This is a genomic window from Streptomyces sp. NPDC088400 (assembly GCF_044753355.1).
Taxonomy (GTDB): domain Bacteria; phylum Actinomycetota; class Actinomycetes; order Streptomycetales; family Streptomycetaceae; genus Streptomyces.
Genome location: NZ_JBIVMZ010000004.1, coordinates 14,970 through 35,833 on the forward strand (window position 1 = coordinate 14,970; position 20,864 = coordinate 35,833).

General features: G+C 69.4%; 19 protein-coding genes and 1 tRNA gene. 18 read left to right on the top strand and 2 right to left on the bottom strand.

Annotated features, from left to right (window positions below; all coding sequences use genetic code 11):
• The first annotated feature begins 159 nt into the window (after positions 1-159).
• The 6 genes from ACIQD6_RS11355 to rfbC all read left to right on the top strand — a co-directional run bounded on the left by ACIQD6_RS11355 (position 160) and on the right by rfbC (position 6,885).
• Positions 160-1,227, top strand: coding sequence for a glucose-1-phosphate thymidylyltransferase (locus ACIQD6_RS11355; RefSeq protein WP_401880850.1), 1,068 nt, complete (start codon positions 160-162; stop codon positions 1,225-1,227).
• A complete protein-coding gene (rfbB, locus tag ACIQD6_RS11360; protein WP_401880852.1) occupies positions 1,224-2,210 on the top strand; it encodes a dTDP-glucose 4,6-dehydratase in 987 nt (328 codons plus the stop codon). Before ACIQD6_RS11355 ends, rfbB begins: the two co-directional genes overlap by 4 nt.
• A gap of 29 nt (positions 2,211-2,239) precedes the next feature.
• Positions 2,240-3,091 (top strand): dTDP-4-dehydrorhamnose reductase, encoded by an 852-nt coding sequence (rfbD, locus tag ACIQD6_RS11365; RefSeq protein ID WP_401881693.1) that lies wholly within the window; start codon positions 2,240-2,242, stop codon positions 3,089-3,091.
• Positions 3,092-3,188: 97 nt separating this feature from the next.
• Positions 3,189-3,983 (top strand): class I SAM-dependent methyltransferase, encoded by a 795-nt coding sequence (locus ACIQD6_RS11370; RefSeq protein WP_401880854.1) that lies wholly within the window; start codon positions 3,189-3,191, stop codon positions 3,981-3,983.
• A gap of 169 nt (positions 3,984-4,152) precedes the next feature.
• The gene (locus tag ACIQD6_RS11375; protein ID WP_401880856.1) at positions 4,153-6,138 is read left to right on the top strand and encodes a glycosyltransferase family 2 protein; all 1,986 of its coding nucleotides are present in this window, start codon (positions 4,153-4,155) and stop codon (positions 6,136-6,138) included.
• Between the two features lie 141 nt (positions 6,139-6,279).
• Positions 6,280-6,885: a dTDP-4-dehydrorhamnose 3,5-epimerase gene (rfbC, locus tag ACIQD6_RS11380; RefSeq protein ID WP_401880857.1), complete on the top strand. Its 606-nt coding sequence runs from the start codon at positions 6,280-6,282 to the stop codon at positions 6,883-6,885.
• Between the two features lie 89 nt (positions 6,886-6,974).
• Here the strand turns inward: rfbC and ACIQD6_RS11385 are convergent, their stop codons facing one another.
• Positions 6,975-9,011, bottom strand: coding sequence for a glycosyltransferase family 2 protein (locus ACIQD6_RS11385; protein ID WP_401880859.1), 2,037 nt, complete (start codon positions 9,009-9,011; stop codon positions 6,975-6,977).
• 435 nt (positions 9,012-9,446) lie between these two features.
• Here ACIQD6_RS11385 and proB point away from each other — a divergent pair, with 435 nt between their 5' ends.
• The 5 genes from proB (at position 9,447) to ACIQD6_RS11410 (ending at position 14,815) form a co-directional block, all read left to right on the top strand.
• Positions 9,447-10,571, top strand: a complete 1,125-nt coding sequence (proB, locus tag ACIQD6_RS11390; RefSeq protein ID WP_401881695.1) for a glutamate 5-kinase — start codon at positions 9,447-9,449, stop codon at positions 10,569-10,571.
• A gap of 140 nt (positions 10,572-10,711) precedes the next feature.
• Positions 10,712-11,245 (top strand): hypothetical protein, encoded by a 534-nt coding sequence (locus ACIQD6_RS11395; RefSeq protein WP_401880861.1) that lies wholly within the window; start codon positions 10,712-10,714, stop codon positions 11,243-11,245.
• Positions 11,246-11,487: 242 nt separating this feature from the next.
• Positions 11,488-12,771, top strand: coding sequence for a glutamate-5-semialdehyde dehydrogenase (locus ACIQD6_RS11400; RefSeq protein WP_401880863.1), 1,284 nt, complete (start codon positions 11,488-11,490; stop codon positions 12,769-12,771).
• 145 nt (positions 12,772-12,916) lie between these two features.
• A complete protein-coding gene (locus ACIQD6_RS11405; RefSeq protein ID WP_401880865.1) occupies positions 12,917-13,507 on the top strand; it encodes a hypothetical protein in 591 nt (196 codons plus the stop codon).
• A 153-nt stretch (positions 13,508-13,660) separates the two neighbouring features.
• Positions 13,661-14,815 (top strand): hypothetical protein, encoded by a 1,155-nt coding sequence (locus ACIQD6_RS11410; protein WP_401880867.1) that lies wholly within the window; start codon positions 13,661-13,663, stop codon positions 14,813-14,815.
• 68 nt (positions 14,816-14,883) lie between these two features.
• On the opposite strand, the gene ACIQD6_RS11415 is transcribed toward ACIQD6_RS11410, so the two are convergent.
• Complete coding sequence (locus ACIQD6_RS11415) at positions 14,884-16,056, bottom strand: M48 family metallopeptidase (RefSeq protein WP_401880869.1); 1,173 nt, start codon at positions 16,054-16,056, stop codon at positions 14,884-14,886.
• A 151-nt stretch (positions 16,057-16,207) separates the two neighbouring features.
• Between ACIQD6_RS11415 and ACIQD6_RS11420 the strand changes: the two genes are divergently transcribed.
• The 7 genes from ACIQD6_RS11420 (at position 16,208) to ACIQD6_RS11450 (ending at position 20,656) form a co-directional block, all read left to right on the top strand.
• Positions 16,208-16,360, top strand: a complete 153-nt coding sequence (locus ACIQD6_RS11420) for a hypothetical protein (RefSeq protein ID WP_401880871.1) — start codon at positions 16,208-16,210, stop codon at positions 16,358-16,360.
• Positions 16,361-16,443: 83 nt separating this feature from the next.
• The gene (locus ACIQD6_RS11425; RefSeq protein WP_401880873.1) at positions 16,444-16,608 is read left to right on the top strand and encodes a hypothetical protein; all 165 of its coding nucleotides are present in this window, start codon (positions 16,444-16,446) and stop codon (positions 16,606-16,608) included.
• Positions 16,609-16,820: 212 nt separating this feature from the next.
• On the top strand, positions 16,821-17,387 hold the full coding sequence (gene nadD, locus ACIQD6_RS11430) for a nicotinate-nucleotide adenylyltransferase (RefSeq protein ID WP_401881697.1): 567 nt from the start codon (positions 16,821-16,823) through the stop codon (positions 17,385-17,387).
• Between the two features lie 19 nt (positions 17,388-17,406).
• Positions 17,407-19,239, top strand: coding sequence for an LCP family protein (locus ACIQD6_RS11435; protein ID WP_401880875.1), 1,833 nt, complete (start codon positions 17,407-17,409; stop codon positions 19,237-19,239).
• A gap of 141 nt (positions 19,240-19,380) precedes the next feature.
• Entirely contained in the window at positions 19,381-19,839 is a 459-nt protein-coding gene (gene rsfS, locus ACIQD6_RS11440) for a ribosome silencing factor (protein ID WP_401880877.1), read from the top strand.
• Positions 19,836-20,489 carry a histidine phosphatase family protein gene (locus tag ACIQD6_RS11445; protein WP_401881698.1) on the top strand — a complete coding sequence of 218 codons (654 nt, stop codon included), beginning with the start codon at positions 19,836-19,838 and terminating at the stop codon, positions 20,487-20,489. Before rsfS ends, ACIQD6_RS11445 begins: the two co-directional genes overlap by 4 nt.
• A gap of 94 nt (positions 20,490-20,583) precedes the next feature.
• A tRNA-Ala gene (locus ACIQD6_RS11450) sits at positions 20,584-20,656 on the top strand.
• The last annotated feature ends 208 nt before the right edge of the window (positions 20,657-20,864 follow it).

A 20,864-nucleotide genomic window follows, 5' to 3' on the forward strand; every position in this document is an offset into this window, starting at 1 on the left:
GCGTTCAAGCCGCCGCGAGTGCCCTTTCGCATGGGGTGAACAGTCCCTGTTCACTCTCCCGTGGTGACCGACAAGAGGCTGTGCTGAAATCGTCGGTAAAGTCGGAGTGAACGGGCGACGCCCGGACGGCATCCGACATCTCAGCATGGGACAGGGATCGTGAAGGCTCTCGTACTGTCAGGCGGGGCGGGCACCCGCCTGCGCCCCATCACACACACCTCTGCGAAACAGCTCGTCCCCGTGGCGAACAAGCCAGTGCTCTTCTACGGCCTGGAGGCCATCGCGGAGGCGGGTATCACCGAGGTCGGTGTCATCGTCGGCGACACCGCCGAGGAGATCCGCGAGGCGGTCGGCGACGGCTCCCAGTTCGGCATAAAGGTCACCTACCTCCAGCAGGACGCCCCTCTCGGGCTGGCGCACGCCGTCCTCATCGCCCGTGATTTCCTCGGCGACGACGACTTCGTCATGTACCTGGGGGACAACTTCATCGTCGGTGGCATCACCGGTCTGGTGGACGGCTTCCGCGAGGACCGGCCCGACGCGCAGATCCTGCTGACGAAGGTGCCCAACCCGACGTCCTTCGGTGTGGCCGAACTCGACGCCGACGGCCGGGTGGTGGCCCTGGAGGAGAAGCCGAAGGAGCCGAAGAGCGATCTCGCGCTCGTCGGTGTCTACCTCTTCACCCCGGCCGTCCACGAGGCCGTACGCGCCATCGAGCCGTCCTGGCGCGGTGAGTTGGAGATCACCCACGCCATCCAGTGGCTGATCGACCAGCGGCGCGACGTCCGTTCCACGACCATCTCCGGGTACTGGAAGGACACCGGCAATGTCACCGACATGCTGGAGGTCAACCGCTCGGTGCTGGAGACCGTGGAGCCGTGCCGCGACGGAAACGTCGACGAGGCGACGGAGATCATAGGGCGGGTCAGGATCGAGGCGGGCGCGCAGGTGACCGGCAGCCGTATCGTGGGCCCCGTGATCATCGGCGCGGGCACGGTGGTCAGCGACGCCTACATCGGTCCCTTCACCTCCGTCTCCGAGGGATGCAGGATCGAGGACAGCGAGATCGAGTACTCCATCGTGCTGCGGGGCTCGTCCCTCACCGGCGTGCGCCGGGTGGAGGCATCGCTGATCGGCCGCGATGTCGAGATCACCCCCGCGCCCCGTAACCCGTCCGCCCACCGTCTCGTCCTCGGTGACCACAGCAAGGTGCAGATCTCTTCATGACCACAAGGATTCTCGTGACCGGTGGTGCCGGCTTCATCGGCTCGCACTACGTCCGTACGGTCCTGGGCCCCCAGGGTCCCGGCGACGTCGAGATCACGGTGCTCGACAAGCTGACCTACGCCGGCAATCCGGCCAATCTCGACGAGGTGCGCGACCGGCCCGGATTCGCCTTCGCGCAGGGCGACATCTGCGATCCCGAGCTGGTCGGCAAGCTGATGGCCGAGCACGACCAGGTGGTGCACTTCGCCGCCGAGTCGCATGTGGACCGTTCCATCGACGGCGGCGCGGAGTTCGTCCGTACCAACGTGGTGGGCACCCACACGCTGATCGACGCGGCGCACCGCGCGGGCGTCAAGACCTTCGTGCACATCTCCACCGACGAGGTCTACGGCTCGATCGACGAGGGCTCCTGGCCGGAGACCCACCCGCTGGAGCCCAACTCGCCCTACTCGTCGGCGAAGGCGTCCAGCGATCTGATCGCGCTCTCGTACCACCGCACCCACGGTCTCGACGTGCGGGTGACCCGCTGCTCCAACAACTACGGGCACCACCACTTCCCCGAGAAGGTCATCCCGCTGTTCATCACGAACCTGCTGGACGGCAAGAAGGTGCCGCTGTACGGCGACGGCGGCAACATCCGCGACTGGCTGCACATCGACGACCACGTCCAGGGCATCGAGCTGGTCCGTACGAAGGGCCGCGCCGGCGAGGTCTACAACATCGGCGGCGGCACGGAGCTCTCCAACAAGGAGCTGACCGGCCTGCTGCTGGAGGCCTGCGGTGCCGACTGGGACGCCAGCGTCGAGTACGTCACCGACCGCAAGGGCCACGACCGCCGCTACTCCGTGGACTGCGCCAAGATCCGCTCGGAGCTGGGGTACGAGCCCCGTATGGACTTCGCCAGGGGTCTCGCGGAGACCGTTCAGTGGTACCGCGACAACCGCGCCTGGTGGGAGCCCCTGAAGGAGCGTGCGGCGCTGTGAGCACCTGGATCGTCACCGGCTCCGGCGGCATGCTGGGGCAGGATCTGCTGGCCCGGCTCGCCGCGGCGGGGGAGCGCGCGGAGGGCCTGGACCGTACCGCGCTGGACATCACCGACCCCGGCGCGGTCCGTGCCGCCCTGGACGCGCACGCGCCGGCCGTGGTGGTCAACTGCGCGGCCTGGACGGCCGTTGACGACGCCGAGGCCAAGGAGGCCGAGGCGCTGGCCGTCAACGGCACCGGGCCCCGGGTCCTCGCCGAGGCGTGCCGGGAGTCGGGCGCCGTCCTGCTCCAGGTCTCCACGGACTACGTCTTCGCGGGCGACGGGGAGACCCCGTACGGCGAGGACGCCCCCACCGCCCCGCGCAGCGCGTACGGACGCACCAAGCTGGCCGGGGAGCGCGCCGTGCTCGACGCGCTCCCCGACACCGGCTACGTGGTCCGTACGGCATGGCTGTACGGAGCGGGCGGCGGCAACTTCGTCCGTACGATGATCAAGCTGGAAGGCATCAAGGACACCCTGGACGTGGTGGACGACCAGCGTGGCCAGCCCACCTGGACGGGTGACCTCGCCGACCGGCTGGTCCAGCTCGGCCGGGCGGCCCTCGCGGGCACGGCCGCGCCCGGCGTCTACCACGGCACCAGCGGCGGCGAGACGACCTGGTTCGGATTCACCCGGGAGATCTTCCGGCTGCTCGGCGCGGATCCGGAGCGGGTCCGTCCGACGACCAGCGAGGCCTTCGTGCGGCCCGCACCCAGGCCCGCGTACAGCGTGCTGGGGCACGAGCGGTGGAAGAATGCCGGAATCGAACCGATTCGCGACTGGCGCTCGGCGCTCGCCGAGGCGTTCCCCGCCATGGCCGAGATTGAGCGACACGAGTGAACTACTGGCCGGTAGATGTTTACGGATGGTCCGGTGTCCTACTAAGTTCACTGAGAATCAATCCCCCTGTTGTTGATTCGAAGTGAAGGGCCCTTACGTGGATCGCCACGGCTTCCTGCGCCACCTGCACCGTGTGTACAAGCCCCGCAACTATCTGGAGATCGGGGTCAATGACGGGCGCAGCCTGGCACTTTCCCGGGTCCCGTCGGTGGCTGTCGACCCGGCCTTCAAGGTGGTCACGTCCATCAGTTGCGATGTTCACCTCGTCAAGGCCACCAGCGACGACTTCTTCGCCCGCAAGGACCCGCTGCTCCATCTGCGCAACGGCCGCAACCCGTTCCGGGCGTTGGCCCGTCGGGATCCGGTCAACCTCCTCGGCGGGGATCCGAAGCTGGAGCTGTCGTTCATCGACGGCATGCACCTGTTCGAGTTCGCGCTGCGCGACTTCATGAACGTCGAGAAGCACTCCCGCTGGTCCAGCGTGATCGTCCTCGACGACATGCTGCCGCGCGACATCGACGAGGCCGCCCGTGACCGTCACACCAACGCGTGGACCGGAGACGTCTACAAGGTCGCGACGGTACTGCGCCGTTACCGCCCCGATCTGCTGGTGGTCGAGGTCGACACGAAGCCCACCGGTGTGGTGGTCGTCTTCGGCGCGAACCCGGAGAGCACCGTTCTCAAGGATTCGTATGACGAAATCATCAAGGAATATGTCGTTCCCGATCCTCAGCAGGTCCCGGAGGAGGTAATGGTGCGCAAGAACGCGATCGCTCCGGAGATCCTTCTCGGTGCCGACTTCTGGCGTCCGCTGTCCCGTGCCCGTGATCTGCGCCGTGGGCACTCGGCATTCGGGCCGCTGCGCAAGCGGATCGAGGCCGTCGGCCACTGATCCTCGACCGGGATCGTCGCCTTGGATCCCGGTCCTGACGCGGAAGTTCAGGCCGTCGGGGTGGAACTCGCTTCCGCCCCGACGCGTCTTTAGGCAGAGGATAATATGGATATCCGATGCCCTGGCAACTTCTTGCGGGGTGCTTTCGCGAAGAGTTGAGGCTTACTGCATGTCCGTCAAGGTCAGTGTTGTCATACCGGTGTACAACCCCGGTCCGTACATCGAGGACTGTATTGCTTCCTTGCTGCGTCAGAGCCTGCCCGATGACGAGTACGAAGCGATTTTCGTCGACGACGGTTCGACCGACGAGACACCCGACCGCCTGGACCGGCTCAGCGCCGAGCACCCGCACATGCACGTCATCCATCAGGAGCCGTCCGGCTGGTCGGGCAAGCCGCGCAACGTCGGAATGGCCGCCGCGCGCGGCGAGTTCATCATGTTCGTCGACAACGACGACTGGCTCGGCGACGAGGCGCTGGAGCGTATGCACGCATACGGTGTCGCCAACGAGGCCGACGTCATCGTCGGCAAGATGGCGGGCAAAGGCAGGCCGGTGCCGCTGGAACTGTTCCGTGTCAACCGGCCGCGCGCGAGCGTCAAGAACGCGCCTCTGATCGACAGCCTCACCCCGCACAAGATGTTCCGCAAGGAATTTCTGGACCGGAACAACATTCTCTTCAAGGAAGGACGCAGGCGCCTCGAAGACCATGTCTTCGTCGCCGAGACATACCTTCTGGCCTCCAGCGTCGCTGTCCTGAGCGATTATCTGTGCTACTACCACGTCAAGCGCGACGATGCCTCCAACGCGGGCTTCCAGCGCTTCGACCCGGTGGGCTACTACGGAAATATGCGCGAGGCATTGGATGTCGTCGAGCGCAATACCGAACCCGGTCCACTGCGTGACAAGCTCTATCGCCGCTGGCTTCGTAACGAGATGCTGGAGCGACTGCGCGGCCGTCGGCTGCTCGTTCTGCCGGAGGACTACCGCAGGGAGCTTTTCGACGAGATACGCGCGGTCTTCAACGAGCGTATGGGCGAAGGCGTAGTCGCCGGACTCCAGCCCACTCAGCAGGTCGTCGCCGCGCTCGTGGGAGCCGGTGAGTTCGCCAGGCTCGAAGAGCTGGCCCGCTGGGAGTCGAAGATCAAGCCCATGACCCGCCTGGAGAGCCTCACGTGGGAGGGCGGATCACTGCGGGTCGGCTTCACCGCCGAGTACCAGGTGGACGGTGCTCCGCTCGTCTTCCGTACCGAGGACGGCGAAGACCTGCTCGATCTTCCGATCGGCGATGCCGCCATGGCCTCGATCCGTGAACAGGGAGCCACCATCACGGCCCCGGTCAAGGCGGCCAAGGCCGACCTCGTGGTCCGTGAGCGGTCCACCGCCGCCGAGTTCTTCCAGCCCGCGCAGATCATCCGTGAGCGGGTGCCGGCCACGGACGGTTCCGGCTCGGGCTTCCGGCTCGTCCTGAAGGCCGAGTCGGTCGTCGATCCCCAGTCCGCGGCCCATCAGGCTCCGCTCGGCCCGGGGATCTGGGACATCTTCATCCGTATGAGCGTGTGCGGCTGGACCAAGCACGCCCGGCTGGGTGCTGTCCGCGCGGACAGCGTCGACAAGGCACGGCAGGGATCCCTCAGCGGGACCCCCCGCCGTCTGGTCCTTCCCTACTGGACCGAGCCGCACGGCAACCTCTCGCTGGACGTCGACCTTGCCACCACGCGCTTCGACCGGGATGTCTCGAAGGTGTCGCCCCAGGACGTCACCTGGGACGGCGGCCTCCACATGGCGTTGCCGCTCCAGGCACCGGACACCGAGAAGGTGACGCTGCGGTTCACGAACCCGGCGGGCGGCGCGACAGTCGAGGCCTCCGCCTCGCTCGCTCCGAAGGACACCGGCGTACTCCTGTCGTCCGAGCCGGCCATCGGACAACTCACCGGCCGCACATGGGCCGTTGAACTGGGACTTCCCTCTCCGCAACGCGACAAGCCCCGCTGGACGAAGCTGTCGGTCGGTCTGCGGGTCGGCGCCGACGGCAGCGTGACGATCATCAAGGTCAAGGCTCTGCCGAAGGGGACGGCCGGTCGGGGTCGCCTCGCTCCGCTGCGTCGGCTGCTGGGTCGGATCGTCAGGAAAATCCGCCGTATGCTCACGTCGTAGTTTTCACTGACATGCAGTCATGGTTCTCGCCGAGTTCTCACCGACAGGGGCGTGTGCGGGCAGAGCCCCCGGATGTCCCATGACGGCTCGCTACGGACCTCAACTCTCCCGAACTCCCCAGCAAGGAAACACGGACACACCATGCGATCACTGTCCATCGAAGGCGCTTGGGTACACGAGCCGAAGGTGTTCCCCGACGAGCGGGGGAGCTTCCACGAGTGGTTCCGGGAGCCCGACTTCGCCGCGGTGGCCGGTCATCCACTGCGCCTGGCCCAGGCCAACTGCTCGGTGTCGAGCCGTGGCACGCTGCGGGGTGTCCACTTCGCGGATGTGCCGCCCGGGCAGGCCAAGTACGTGAAGTGTGTGCGCGGCGCGGTCCTCGACGTCGTCGTCGACATCCGGGTCGGCTCACCGACGTACCGGCAGTGGGAGATCGTTCGTCTGGACGACGTCGACCACCACTCGGTCTACCTCTCCGAAGGCCTCGGCCACGCCTTCCTCGCGCTGACCGACGACGCGACCGTCGTCTACCTCTGCTCCGAGGGATACGCGCCGACACGCGAACACGGCATCCACCCGCTCGATCCGGACCTGGCCATCGCCTGGCCGGCGGACGTCACGCCGATCCTGTCCCCGAAGGACGCCGCGGCGCCCACCCTGGCCGAGGCCGAGGAACAGGGCCTGCTGCCCCGGTACGAGGACTGCGTGTCCTACCGCGATCAGCTGGGCGCGCGACGAGAGCCGTGAGCGGATCGCCGACGGGGTCTGAGTGATACCGGATCACCCAGACCCCGGGCGCGGCTCGGATCAGACCCCGTCCCGCGGCTCAGCCGTCCTCAGAAACGGGCCGCGAGGAGGCGTACCTTCTTACGCGCGACGGGAGGCAGCCGGCGTACGAACGGTCCACCGACCGAGCGGAGCGCCTTGCGCACCGCCGCTCGGCGGCGCTTCACCCTCATCAGCCGGAGCGTGAGGGCGTCCACGGCCGCCAGGCCGCCGCGGTCCAGCCGGAGCCGGCCGCCACTGGCCACCGGCACCTCGCACAGCGGCAGCCCGGGACTCTTCGGCCCGTCCAGCCGTACCGAGAGGTGTGCGGTGCCGGCGGGCAGGCCCGGCACCTGGGAGGGGACATCGAGGTGCGCCCTGCCGTGGTCGGGACGCAGCGTGGCCGCCACGGTCCTGATCGCGCCGTCCGCGCCGGTCACCGCCACCTCTACGGCCTTCGAACCGGACGCGGTGCCGGTGAACACGTCGAGACGGATCTCGGACCGGCCGCCGGGCACCCGGAGCACCGGGCGGTCGGCCAGATAGGCGGCCATCTTCTTGGCGCGGCCCGCGACATCGAGGGTCAGGTTGCCGTGCGGGTCGGTGAAATACGGAATGACCGGGCGCGCCGGTGAACCGAGCAGAGCCGGAAGGCACTTGGCGTCGACGTGCGCCGCGCGGTCCGCGCCGAGGCGTGCCTTGCGCACGAGGCCGTAGCCCCGCACCGGCACCCAGATGTCCCAGAAGCCGCGGGACACCCGGCCGCGGCCCTTGACCGCCTCGCTGGTGACATGGCCATGGCCGTGCAGGACGACCTCGTAGACCTCGTCGTCTTCGTCGTCCAGCTTCTCCACCTCGGTGGTCCAGGTGGCTGGGCACGGCCACTCGACGGCCGTCTCGCGGTTGCGCAGCGAGAGTTCGCCCTTGAAGTCGCTCATGTCGTCGGTGAGGTCGAGGAGTTGTCCGTCCGGCAGCAGCCCTTCGCTGATGTCCGGGTGCAGGAAGTACCGGTCGTCGCGCCGGACGACGCGCAGCGGTTCCTGGTCGTCGCCGTGGACGAGCCGGGCGCTTACGGAGACCGCCGCCCTGCCGTCGGGCTGCCAGTCGAAGTCCTCCAGCCGGGCCGCCCCCTTCACGGACGCGGCGAAGCGGGCGACCCGTACGAGCCCCTCGCGGTTGTTCTCGCGCAGCAGCGTGGAGCGCAGCCGGGGCAGCGCGCCGAGGCCGTCGTGCACACCGTCGTGCATGAACTCCGCGGCGAGCGGCCGGATCGCCTCGCACATCTCGTCGAGGTACTCCGGGTCGAGCTTGAGCACGCCCGGCTCGCTCAGCCGTCCGAGCATCTCGACCCGGTAGAAACGCCTCAGCAGCCGGTCGCGGAATTCACCCGGTTCAGTGTTGTCGACGACGACGTGGAGGACCTCGCGCAGGTTGCCGTAGTAGCCGGCCGGGACGATCTTCGCCGAGCCCGCGTTCTGCCCGTCGTCCCGCTTCGAGTAGTAGTAGCAGGTGTAACTGCCCAGGATCGAGACGACTTTCGCGGGGAAGTACGCCTGCATCATGTACAGCTGATCCTCGAGGCGACGCTTTCCCTCGGGGTAGGCGATTTTGTTGGTGCGGAGGAAGTCCGTGCGGAACATCTTGTGCGGGGTGAGGCTGTCGTACAGCGGGGCGTTGCTCAGGTCGCATTTCTCGCGGTTCTTCGCGAACACACCGTGCGGGACGCCGCGGAAATTCGATGCCACCTTGCCGATCACGATGTCGGAACCATTCCGCTGCCCCATCTCGTACAGGCGTCGCAGGGCGTCGGACGCGAGGTGGTCGTCCTGGTCAAGGAATTGTACGTACTCGCCTTCGGCTTCGGTCACGCCGACGTTCCTGGGCTTGCCCGGCCAGCCGGAGTTGGGGATGTGGATCACCCGGAAGTGCGCATGTTCGGCCGCGAGTTTGTCGAGGCGGTCCGGGCTGTCGTCCGTCGACCCGTCATCGACGAAAAGCACTTCGAAGTCCTTCGGTGGCAGAGTCTGGGCCAGTAGGGAATCGATGCAGGGGTCGATGTACTTGCCCGGGTTGTACACCGGAATGACGACGGTCACTTTTACTGGCATCGCTGAACTGCCTATCTCTTCTGTGGTTTCCCGGCGCGCTGTCGAAAAGGGCAGCGGCCTCGGCCGGTGAGTGCGCGGGTGTCGCGGCGGCGGGCCGTCTCCGCTCCGGGCAGTGACGTTTCCCGACCTGTACTACACCGGGTGACCGGTCGCTCACGTCGTGTGCGTGTGCGGGTGGCGTGGGGTTGACGGCCCGCGGGGTGCGGCGGCGGACTGTCGGGCCACTGAGACGACGGACCGTCCGGCCACTGAAACCGCCCCGCTTCCGGACGCGTCGCTCGCGTACGCTGGCCGGCCGGAGGGCATGCCGGCCGCGAGCCGGAGGGCATGCCGCCGGCGAGAGCGGAGGCGGAACGGGTGGCAGCGGCACGACAGGGCACGGCGACCAGGGAGGACGCGGCCGCGGGGGAGTCCACGGCGCACCGGCAGGACGCCGTGGCGCGAGCCCGCAGGATCGTCGTCAAGGTCGGTTCCTCCTCGCTCACCACGGCCTCCGGAGGGCTCGACGCCGACCGCGTCGACGCCCTGGTGGACGTACTGGCGGGCGTCCGGGGGGAGGGGCGGGGCGAGGGCGGCCCCGAGAAGGAGATCGTGCTGGTGTCCAGCGGAGCCATCGCCGCCGGACTCGCACCGCTCGGACTGGCCCGCCGTCCCAGGGACCTGGCCCGGCAGCAGGCCGCGGCGAGCGTCGGACAGGGACTGCTCGTCGCCCGCTACACCGCCTCCTTCGCCCGCTACGGCGTACGCGTCGGCCAGGTGCTCCTCACCACGGACGACACCAGCCGCCGGGCGCACTACCGCAACGCCTACCGGACCCTCGACCAGCTGCTCGGCATGGGCGCCGTCCCCGTCGTCAACGAGAACGACACCGTCGCCACCGACGAGATCCGCTTCGGCGACAACGACCGGCTGGCCGCCCTCGTCGCCCATCTCGTACGGGCCGACCTGCTCGTCCTGCTCTCCGACGTCGACGGGCTGTACGACGGCGACCCCAGCAAGCCCGGCACCTCCCGGATCGCCGAGGTGCGCGGCCCCGCCGACCTGGCGGGTATCTCCATCGGCAGTACGGGCAAGGCCGGCGTCGGCACCGGCGGCATGGTCACCAAGGTCGAGGCCGCCAGGATCGCGGCGGCGGCCGGCGTCCCGGTGGTCCTCACCTCCGCCAGCCGGGCCGCCGACGGGCTCGCGGGCCGGGACACCGGAACGTACTTCCACAGCACCGGACGCCGCTCCGCGGGCCGGCTGCTCTGGCTCGCCCATGCCTCCACCCCGCAGGGCGCGCTCATCCTGGACGACGGCGCGGTACGGGCCGTCGTCGAACGGCGCACCTCACTGCTTCCGGCCGGAATCGCCGCCGTGGAGGGCGAGTTCACCGCGGGGGACCCGGTCGAGCTACGGGACACCGAGGGCCGCGCCGTCGCCCGTGGACTGGTCAGCTTCGACGCCAAGGAGATGCCCCAGCTGCTCGGCCGCTCCACCCGGGAGCTCGCCCGCGAGCTCGGCCCGGCCTACGAGCGCGAGGTCGTACACAGGGACGATTTGGTCATCCTGCATCCCTGACCCGCCCCTGAAACGGCTGAAAGTCCCGCCTTTGAACAGGCACCTTTACCAAAACCGCCCCATGCCCAGCCCAGGACTGGTCAACTTTGTCCCAGGGGTACGACGGGGAAGCACGACGACGCATCAACAGGAGGCCGCTGGTGAGACGAGCGCGCCCGGGGGCGGTGCCCCGAGGGACCGGGGGCAGCCCCCACGCCCGGAGGGCCGTGGGGGAGGAACGAGCCCTGACCAGCGTCGAAGCGGGGGAAGACTTCGACGACGAGCAACAGCCGGAGGCGGTATCGAAACGGGAGACGGTATCGAAGGCGGACGCGCGCGCGGAGAAGCGCCCGGTGTCGAAGCTGTGGCACATCACGCTCAGTGTCTCGGGGGCGGAATCGCCGCTGACGGAGGTCCGCCGCGGCCTGGAGCAGCTGGCGCATGACCATCCCTTCCTGCTGACCAGCCGGTACGCCAACGACCACGCGGAGATCCGCTACTGGGAGGAGGCCCGGGACCTGCACGACGCCGCCGCGGTGGCGCTGCGGCTCTGGGGCGAGCACCGGTCGAGCGCGCAGCTGCCGCCGTGGGAGATCGTGGGGCTGGAGGTCATCGACCGGGAGACGTACCACCAGCGCATCGCGGAGGGGTACGGTCCGCCGCCCGCGGCTCCGGTGGGGGTCCATCCGTTCTGACCCGGGACGCGGTATCCGGACCCGGGGGAAGCCTGCGGAGTCCGGCGCGGCCGTTCAGGGGCCCGCGCCGTCCCGTGGGGTGTCCAGGGGCATGGGCCCGCGCCGTCCCGTCGGCGTCCGGCGGTACGGGCCCGCGCAGTCCCGTCGGCGTCCAGCGGGTACGGGCCTGCGCCGTCCCGTCGGGCGTCTCGAAGTGCGGAATACGCGCGGAATGCCCGCAGGGCGCGCATTACCCTGCGGGCATGACCTCGCTCTCGCCGTACGACAACCTCTCCCCGGTCGCCAGGGCCGCCTACCGGTCCCGTGCCGCGGCCGCCGATATCGCGCCGCTGCCGCGCGCCGCCAAGGACGACGCGCTACTGGCGATCGCGGACGCGCTGGAGGTCCGTACGCACGAGATCGTCACGGCCAACGCGGAGGACGTCGCACGGGCCAGAGAAGCGGGCACCGGCGAGACGGTCATCGACCGGCTGACGCTGACACCCGAGCGGATCCGGGCCATCGCCGCGGACGTACGGGACGTGGCGGCGCTGCCCGACCCGGTCGGTGAGATCGTCCGCGGTTCGACGCTCCCCAACGGGATCGACCTGCGCCAGGTACGGGTGCCGCTCGGCGTGGTCGGGATCATCTACGAGGCCCGCCCCAATGTCACCGTGGACGCCGCCGCGCTCTGCCTGAAGTCGGGCAACGCCGTACTGCTGCGCGGCTCCTCCTCCGCCTTCTCCTCCAACACCGCGCTCGTACGGGTGCTGCGCGACGCCGTCGGCGGGGCCGGGCTGCCCGCCGACGCCGTACAGCTCGTACCGGGCGAGGGCCGCGACGCCGTCCAGGAGCTGATGCGGGCCCGCGGCCTGGTCGACGTACTGATCCCGCGCGGTGGCGCCTCCCTGATCCGGACGGTCGTCGAGGGATCCACCGTCCCCGTCATCGAGACCGGCACCGGCAACTGCCATGTGTACGTGGACGCCGACACCGATCTCGACATGGCCGTCGACATCCTCATCAACTCGAAGGCGCAGCGGCCCAGCGTCTGCAACGCGGCCGAGACACTGCTGGTCCACCAGGACGTCGCGGCCGCGTTCCTGCCGCGCGCGCTGGACGCGCTCGCCGAGGCGGGGGTCACGGTGCACGCCGACGAGCGGGTGCGGGCGTACGCCACGGGGACGAAGGCGAAGATCGTGGCGGCCACCGAGGAGGACTGGGAGACCGAGTACCTCTCGTACGACATCGCCGCCGCGGTCGTGGACTCGCTGGACGCGGCCGTCGCCCACATCCGGCTCTGGTCGTCGGGTCACACGGAGGCGATCGTCACCACTTCACAGGCCGCGGCCCGCCGTTTCACCCAGTTGGTCGATTCCACGACGGTCGCTGTCAACGCGTCCACGCGCTTCACGGACGGTAGCCAGTTCGGCTTCGGCGCGGAGATCGGCATCTCCACCCAGAAACTGCACGCGCGGGGGCCGATGGGGCTGCCGGAGCTGACATCGACGAAGTACATCGTCACCGGCGACGGTCACATCCGGTAGGCGCGGACGGCCACCGACGCCGGTCCGGGGGCCCCGCGGGCGGAGCCACGGGGCCGGTGAACGTCCGGAGCGGGTGACGAAAACGAATTCGGGAGAGTTCGGACTCCGCCTGCCCAAAACGACGTCCCAGGTTTACTCTGAAGACGTGCCGGACGACGTGGGGGGCAGGCCGTTCCCGGACGGCTGGGAGCCCGACGACGACCGCGGAGGCGCGGACAAGGACTTCGCCTCCGTGGTGTTCGACGAGGACTTCGTCCGATCCGCCACCATCCACGAACCCTCCGCCGTCGAGCGGCTGCTGGCCGCCGCCCAGGCGCGAGCCGAGGCCGAGGCGGCACGGGCCAGGGCCGGTGGGGGAGCGTCCGAGGACGAGTACGACGAGCTGTACGGCCCGTACGGCCATGAGTACGGCTACGACGACGACTACGACCCGGACGACCCCGACGCGCCCGCGAGCCCGTACGGACGCCACGGCGGCGCTCTGCGCCCGTACAGGGGCACCGCCCGCTGGCACCGCCCCGTCGCCTGGCTGCTCGCCCTGCTGATGGGCATCGGGATGGTCGCGCTCGCGTTCACCGCCGTCTATCGCGGGGCCTCCGGCAGCAGCGACGACACGGTGCCGCAGCCCGCCACGACCGGTATCGACAAGCCGGGACCGGTCGCGCCCTCGGTTTCGGCGGCGACCGGCGCCCCGGGCAGTCCGTCGGCGGTATCCACGCTGCCGCGTACGCCGTGAGCCGCTGCCCGACCAGGTCCTGAAGCCGTGAACCGTCGCCCGCGCCCGGGGCCACACCGGGCGCGGGCGACGGTGCTCCCCGGACGGCTTACCGGAATAACTCGGCTGTCGGCTCCGCGTTTACGTTTGGCCGCATCGACCTACTCTGAAGGTATGGCAGCGCGTGGAGACCCACCCGAAGGGGAACCTCAGGGGCTCCCCGGCGGCGGTGACGACGAGTACCGGTCCGTCGTCTTCGACGAATCGTTCATTCGCGCCGCCCGCCTCCAGGAAGCCTCCGCGAAAGAGCGGATGAAGGATCACGTGCACGCCGTACGGAGGCTGCCGCCGCCCCCGCCTCCGCGCCGCCGGGGCATCCGGCGGCTCAGGAACGGTCCCAAGCAGCTCCTGATGCTCGTCCTGGTGGTCGTGCTGGCCTTCGGGACGGCGGTCTACCTGGGTGTGCGCAGTCCGTACCGGCCGACGACCGGCGGTGTCGTGGCGCAGGTGCGGATGTCGGTGACTCCGCTGGCCCCCAAGGGGCCGGTGCCGGGCGGCACGCCCGACGACCTCTTCCGGCGCAGCCCCGCCGCGCAGTTCCGCGCCGGAGCCGCCGGCATCACGCTGCCCGCCGTCCACAGCTCCGGGGGCTTCTCGGACGGCCAGGTCATGGCCGCGCTGGCCACCGTCAAGGACTATCTCGTGGCCTCCTCGCTGGACCCGGACGTCATCGAGGGCCGTTCCGTACGGCCCGTACGGATTCTGATCGACCCGGACCAACTGGCACAGTTCGACAGCAGCTTCGCGGCCCCGGCGGACGACGGCAGGCATGCCCCGGTCGGCTGGCTGGTGCGCTTCGACCCGGGGAAGGTGGCACAGGCCGGCGCCGCGGTGCGGGTGCACGGCACGCTGCGCTACGAGGAGACCGCGCCCGGCACGCTCGAAGTGACCTCCGACCATCTCTTCGTGTACGCGCTGAGGCCGGCCGCGTCCGACGCTCGGCCGGCCTCGGACGCCTCGCTGTTCACGGTCCGGCGGGAGCTGCGCTTCCGCTTCGATACGGAGGATCTGCCGAAGCATCGCGTGGAGCTGCTGACCAGCGCGGTCCAGGCCGGCCCGCAGGACTGCTCGGCCGAGGTGCCGAGGACGCTGCGCCCGCTGCTGGACGGCCAGCGGGCCGGACCCAACGACCCGACGGGCACGGACCCTTACTCGACGGGCCCGGCGAACGCGGCGCTCTGCGGCACCTTGTCCGACGCGGCCCAGCCGAGCCCGGGGCAGCCGGGCGGGGTGCAGCCGGGCGGGGTGCAGCCGCGCCCGGCCGGGTGACCGGGGCGCGGCCGACCGCCTGCTTCATCGGTCAGCGCGCCGTTCCGCGGTGACCGGTCTCGCGGCGCTCAGTTCTGGCTGCCGCTGTCGTCGTCATTCCGGGGACGGTTGCCGTTCCCGGTCCCGTTGTCGTTCCCGTCGGCCGTACCGCCACTGCTACTGCCACCGTCACCGGAAGCGGAACTGCTGCCTCCGCCACCGCCCATGAACCGGTCGCGCAGCTTCCCGCCCAGGTCGCCCGCCCCGCCCGTGATGTCGCCGACCAGTTTCATCAGCGGGTCCTTGCTGGTGCGGACCGTGTCCGCGTAATGCGACGCGGAATCGCGGAACGAGTCCGAGACGGAGGTGTCCTTGTCCTCGTCGCGGCGCGGGTAGTGGCCGTCCATGATCCGCTGGTAGTCGCGGCTCTCGGCCCACTTCTTCAGCTCGGCGGCACGCACCGTCGTGAAGGGGTGGGTGCGCGGCAGCACGTTGAGGATCTTGAGCACGGAGTCGCGCAGGTCGCCGCCCGCCTCGTACTCCTCGGCCTGCTCCAGGAACGCGTCCACATTCATCTCGTGCAGGTGGTTGCCACCGGCGATCTTCATCAGACCGCGCATCGACGCCTGGAGATCCTGGCCGACCAGCAGCCCGGCCCGGTCCGCCGACAGCTCGGACTTGCGGAACCACTCCCGCAGCGCCGTCACGATCGCCATGATCGCGACATTGCCCAGCGGGATCCACGCGACCTTGAGCGCGAGGCCGGTGAGAAAGAGCAATATCGTCCGGTAGACCGAGTGACCGGAGAGGGCGTGGCCCACCTCGTGGCCGACGACCGCCCGCATCTCCTCCTCGTCGAGCAGCTCCACCAGCCCGGTGGTCAGCACGATGATCGGCTCGTCCAGGCCGATGCACATGGCGTTGGGCTTCGGGTCCTGTGCGACATACATCGTGGGGACCTTCTCAAGATCCAGGATGTAGCAGGCGTCCCGCAGCATGGAGTGCAGATGCGTGAACTGCGCTTCGCTGACCCGCACGGAGTCGGAGAGGAAGAGCAGCCGCAGACTGCGCTCCGGCAGCAGCCCGCTCAGCGCCTTGAACACCGTGTCGAAGCCACTGAGTTTGCGCAGGGCGACCAGCGCGGAGCGGTCCGCGGGGTGTTCGTACGCCCGCGAGGAAATGCCGGGGAAGCGCCTGCGCTGCCTGCTCGGCACGTTCTTGTGAAGGTCGGGCTCGTGGCCGTCGTGACTGTCTTCGGTCATGGATTGTCCCCTGTTCGTACGAGTCCACTGCTCGTCCCCCTGACAGCCCCACCCTAGGCGCTGGGACTACCGTGTGACGGGGGACTGTGGCCGTGCTTCCCGGGGTGGGTCCCGGGTCCGCAGCCTGAGGAGACCGAGGAGCACAACCGACATGCCGGATACCGCAACACTGCTCGCCGCCGCATCGAACCAGGAGGGACCGGGCAACACGGTGCGGATCGTACTGGTCGTCTCATTGATCGGAGCCGCCCTGCTCGCCTGGTTCCTGCTGCGCGGATACCGCGACAACGACCACAACGACTGAGTCGGCGTAAGCGTGCCCGGGACCCCCGCATACGATGTGGGCGAAGTCCCGCTCCGACTCCTGACGAAAAGGGCCCGCAGAAGATGAGCCTCACCGGTACCGCCGCCGCCAGCCTGGTCACGCTCGCCGAGGGCGCCGAGCACGGCGGCAACCACGAAAGCCTCAACCCCTACCTCACCGGCGGCGGCTCCCTGTTCGCGCTGCTTCTGCTGCTGTGGATCACCACCCGCTTCAACCGCGACCGCTGAGGCGAAGCCGCACTTGTGTGCCAGTAGGCTCTGCACGCATGGGAGAGCAGCAATCGCCTACCGGTCCTGAATCCGGCAGTGAGCCCGACAAGTCCGGCCGCGAACCGTCCGGCCGCGAGTCGTCCAGTCATGATTCGTCCGGTCACGGGGCGCCTGGTCAGTTGTCGTCCGGTCAGGAGTCGTCCGGTCGTGGCAAGCGCCGACTCGGCGTCATGGGCGGCACATTCGACCCGATCCATCATGGACACCTGGTGGCGGCCAGTGAAGTGGCCGCCCTGTTCCACCTCGACGAGGTGGTGTTCGTACCGACAGGGCAGCCGTGGCAGAAGAGCCACCGCACGGTCTCCCCGGCCGAGGACCGCTATCTGATGACGGTCATCGCCACGGCGTCCAATCCGCAGTTCTCGGTCAGCCGCAGCGACATCGACCGCGGCGGCCCGACCTATACGATCGACACGCTCCGGGATCTGCGGGCGCACCACGGCGACGCGGATCTCTTCTTCATCACCGGAGCCGACGCGCTCTCCCAGATCCTGAGCTGGCGAGATCACGAGGAGCTCTTCTCGCTGGCCCACTTCATCGGAGTCACGCGGCCGGGCCACGATCTGACGGACGACGGGCTGCCGAAGGGCGGCGTCTCGTTGGTGGAGGTTCCCGCGCTGGCGATCTCCTCGACGGACTGCCGGGGGAGGGTCGCGGAGGGCGATCCGGTCTGGTACCTGGTGCCGGACGGTGTGGTGCGCTACATCGACAAGCGGCAGTTGTACCGCGGCGAATGAGCCACGGAGAGGGGCACCGGTGAACGACCAGCAGCAGCCGTACGATCCGTACGACCCGTATTACACGCAGCCCCAGATCGTCGGGTACGACGAGTACGGGCAGCCGGTGTACCAGCAGCCGCAGCAGCCGCAGCAGCAGTACGACGCCTACGGTCAGCCGCAGCAGAACCAGCAGCAACAGCCGCAGGGGTACGGCCACGACCCGTACGCCCAGCAGCAGTACGACCCCTATGCCCAGCAACAGGCCCCGCAGGGGTACGGCTACGACGGCTACGGCTACGACACGGGCGGGCAGCAGCCGTACGAAACGGGTCAGCAGCAGCCGTATGAAACGGGTCAGCAGCAGCCCGTGACGGTCGACCCCCCTCAGCAGTGGAACATCCCGCAGCAACAGCAGCAGTCACCGCCCCAGCAGCAACAGCCCCAGGAGCAGGGGCAGTCACAGCGATCCGCGCCCGTCCCCGGGCCCGGCGCGGTCGAGCAGCCGGGGCAGGAGCAGGGGCCGGCCCGTGAACAGGCCTCCGCGGCCTCCGCGTCCGCGCCCGGCCCGGCCTCCGTGCCCGGACAGCGTGGCGCCGACGAGGACCGTGACTACCGCACCGAGCAGTTCTCGTTCATCGAGGAACCGAACGAGGACTCCGAAGACGTCATCGACTGGCTCAAGTTCACCGAGAGCCGCTCCGAACGACGCGAGGAGGCCAAGCGGCGAGGCCGCAGCCGGGTCGTGGCGCTGGTCGTCGTCCTCGCCCTGACGGTCACCGGAGGCGTCGGCTACCTCTGGTACGCGGGCAAGCTGCCCGGCCTGTCCGCCGCGGACGAGCGGTCGAACACCGCCTCGGGGCCGCAGAAACGCGACGTGATCGTGGTGCATCTGCACAACACCAAGCAGAAGGGCACCTCCACGGCCCTGCTGGTCGACAACTCCACCACCGGCCAGGGCACCACCGTCCTGCTGCCCAACTCCCTCTCCGTCTCCGCGGCCGACCAGGAGGGCGGTGCCTCCACGACGCTCGCCAAGTCCGTGGACGACGACGGTTCGGAGGGCACCCGCCAGTCCGTCGGTTCCCTGCTCGGCACCGACATCACCGGCACCTGGCGGCTCGACACCCCCTATCTGGAGAACCTCGTCGAGCTGGTCGGCAATATCGAGGTGACCACCGACACCGCGGTGCCCGCAGCCAAGAGGGGCGAGGACCCGCTGGTGAAGAAGGGCGAGAAGCAGACGCTCAGCGGCCGGGCGGCCGTCGCCTACGCCACGTACCGGGGACCCGGCGAGGCCGAGGCCGCGCAGCTCCAGCGCTTCGGCCAGGTCATCCAGGGCGTACTGCGGAAGATGTCGGACGACCCGAAGGCCGCGACGGTCACCGTCGAGACCCTGGGGCAGGTCCTCGACCCGTCGCTGCCGGAGAAGGACCTCGGCGCGTCCCTCGCCAAGCTCGCCGAGCACGCCAAGCTGGGCGACTACAAGACGACGCTCCTGCCCACCCAGGCGGACGGCACGGTCAGTGACCAGGCCACCGAGGGTGTGGTCAAGGACATCCTGGGCGGAACGGTCAAGGCTCCGGCGGAGGGCTCGGCCGTACGGGTCGGCGTGAAGAACGCGACCGGCGACCAGGACGCCACGGAGTCCGCCCGGATCACCCTGGTCAACGCGGGCCAGAACGTCGTGGACGCGGGTACGGGCAGCGCCGCGGCCTCCTCGCAGGTCACCTACGGTGACGCGGCGCGGAAGGCGGACGCGGAAGAGGTCGCCAAGACTCTCGGGCTGCCGACGAGCGTGGTGAAGAAGGGCACGGCCGCGTCGAACGCCGATGTCTCGGTGGTCCTGGGCCAGGACTACAAGGCCGGCTGAGACCTGTCCGGGAGGGGCCCGGGGTCCTGCTCTCCGGGAGACAGGACCCCGGGCCCCTCCCGTCCCCTTTCGCCGCTGCGTGGGTTGTCGGTGGTCCGTGAGATCCTGGGGTTTTCCACGACCACCGACGAAAGCTTGCTTGTGACCGCCACTGACCGTTCCATCGAGCTCGTGAACGCCGCCGCGCAGGCGGCGGCCGACCGGCTCGCCCACGACATCATCGCGTACGACGTCAGCGATGTGCTGTCGATCACCGATGCCTTCCTGCTCGCCTCCGCGCCCAACGACCGCCAGGTCAAGTCGATCGTCGACGAGATCGAGGAGCGGCTCCAGAAGGAGCTCGGCGCCAAGCCGGTGCGCCGTGAGGGCGACCGCGACGCCCGCTGGATCCTGCTCGACTACGTCGACATCGTCGTACATGTCCAGCACAGCGAGGAGCGGGTCTTCTACGCCCTGGAGCGGCTGTGGAAGGACTGCCCCGAGATCTCGCTGCCCGAGGACGCCGTCAAGACCCGCGGCAAGGCCGAGGAGCACGCCGGGACCACCGCCGCCGACGCGGACGCGGACGCGGATCGTTTCGCGGACGGTGAGCTGAACTGAACGGCAGCAAAAGCGGCAGGGGCCGCCGCGTCATCCTGTGGCGGCACGGCCAGACGGCCTGGAACCTGGAGCGACGCTTCCAGGGCACCACGGACATCGACCTGACCGATGCCGGCCTCACCCAGGCCCGCCGGTCCGCCAGGCTGCTCGCCTCCCTGAAGCCGGCCGCGATCATCGCCTCCGACCTCCGGCGGGCCGCGCTCACGGCCGGTGAGCTGGCCTCGGTCACCGGGCTGGACGTCTCGTACGACGCCGGGCTCCGCGAGACCTACGCGGGCGCCTGGCAGGGCCTGACCCACGAAGAGATCATCGAGCGGTACGGCGAGCAGTACGCGGCCTGGAAGCGCGGCGAGCCCGTGCGGCGCGGCGGCGGTGAGCTGGAGACCGAGGTCGCGGACCGGGCCGCGCCCGTGGTGCTCCGGCACGCCGAGAAGCTGCCCGACAACGGCACGCTGGTCGTGGTCAGCCACGGCGGCACCATCCGTACCACCATCGGCCGTCTGCTGGGCCTGGAGGCGCACCACTGGGAGGGGCTGGGCGGGCTCTCCAACTGCTGCTGGTCGGTCCTCGGCGAGGGCGCGCGCGGCTGGCGGCTCACGGAGCACAACGCCGGGACCCTCCCGGAACCGGTCCTCGGTGACGACGTCTGAGCGGTCGGGGGCGGCCGTAGGGCCGGATTTCACTTTCCGGCAGGTCGCAGGCTAAAGTTCTTCTTGTTCGCAGCGCGAAGCGCGGGGAACACGCGGGGCTATAGCTCAGTTGGTAGAGCGCCTGCATGGCATGCAGGAGGTCAGGAGTTCAATTCTCCTTAGCTCCACAATTCGGATCCCGTCCCCTTTGGGGGGCGGGATTTCTTTTGTACGGCGATCGCGCGGCGTTCGTCGCCCACACCCCCGGGCGGCGGGTGCGCGGGACGCCGGGCGCGCGGGCCTCGGCGCGGTGCCGGCTCCCTCGCCGGCCCGGCCGATGGCCGGTCCCGGCGGCGCTGTACGACGGCCCGAAAGGCGCTGACGTCCTGTATTGCC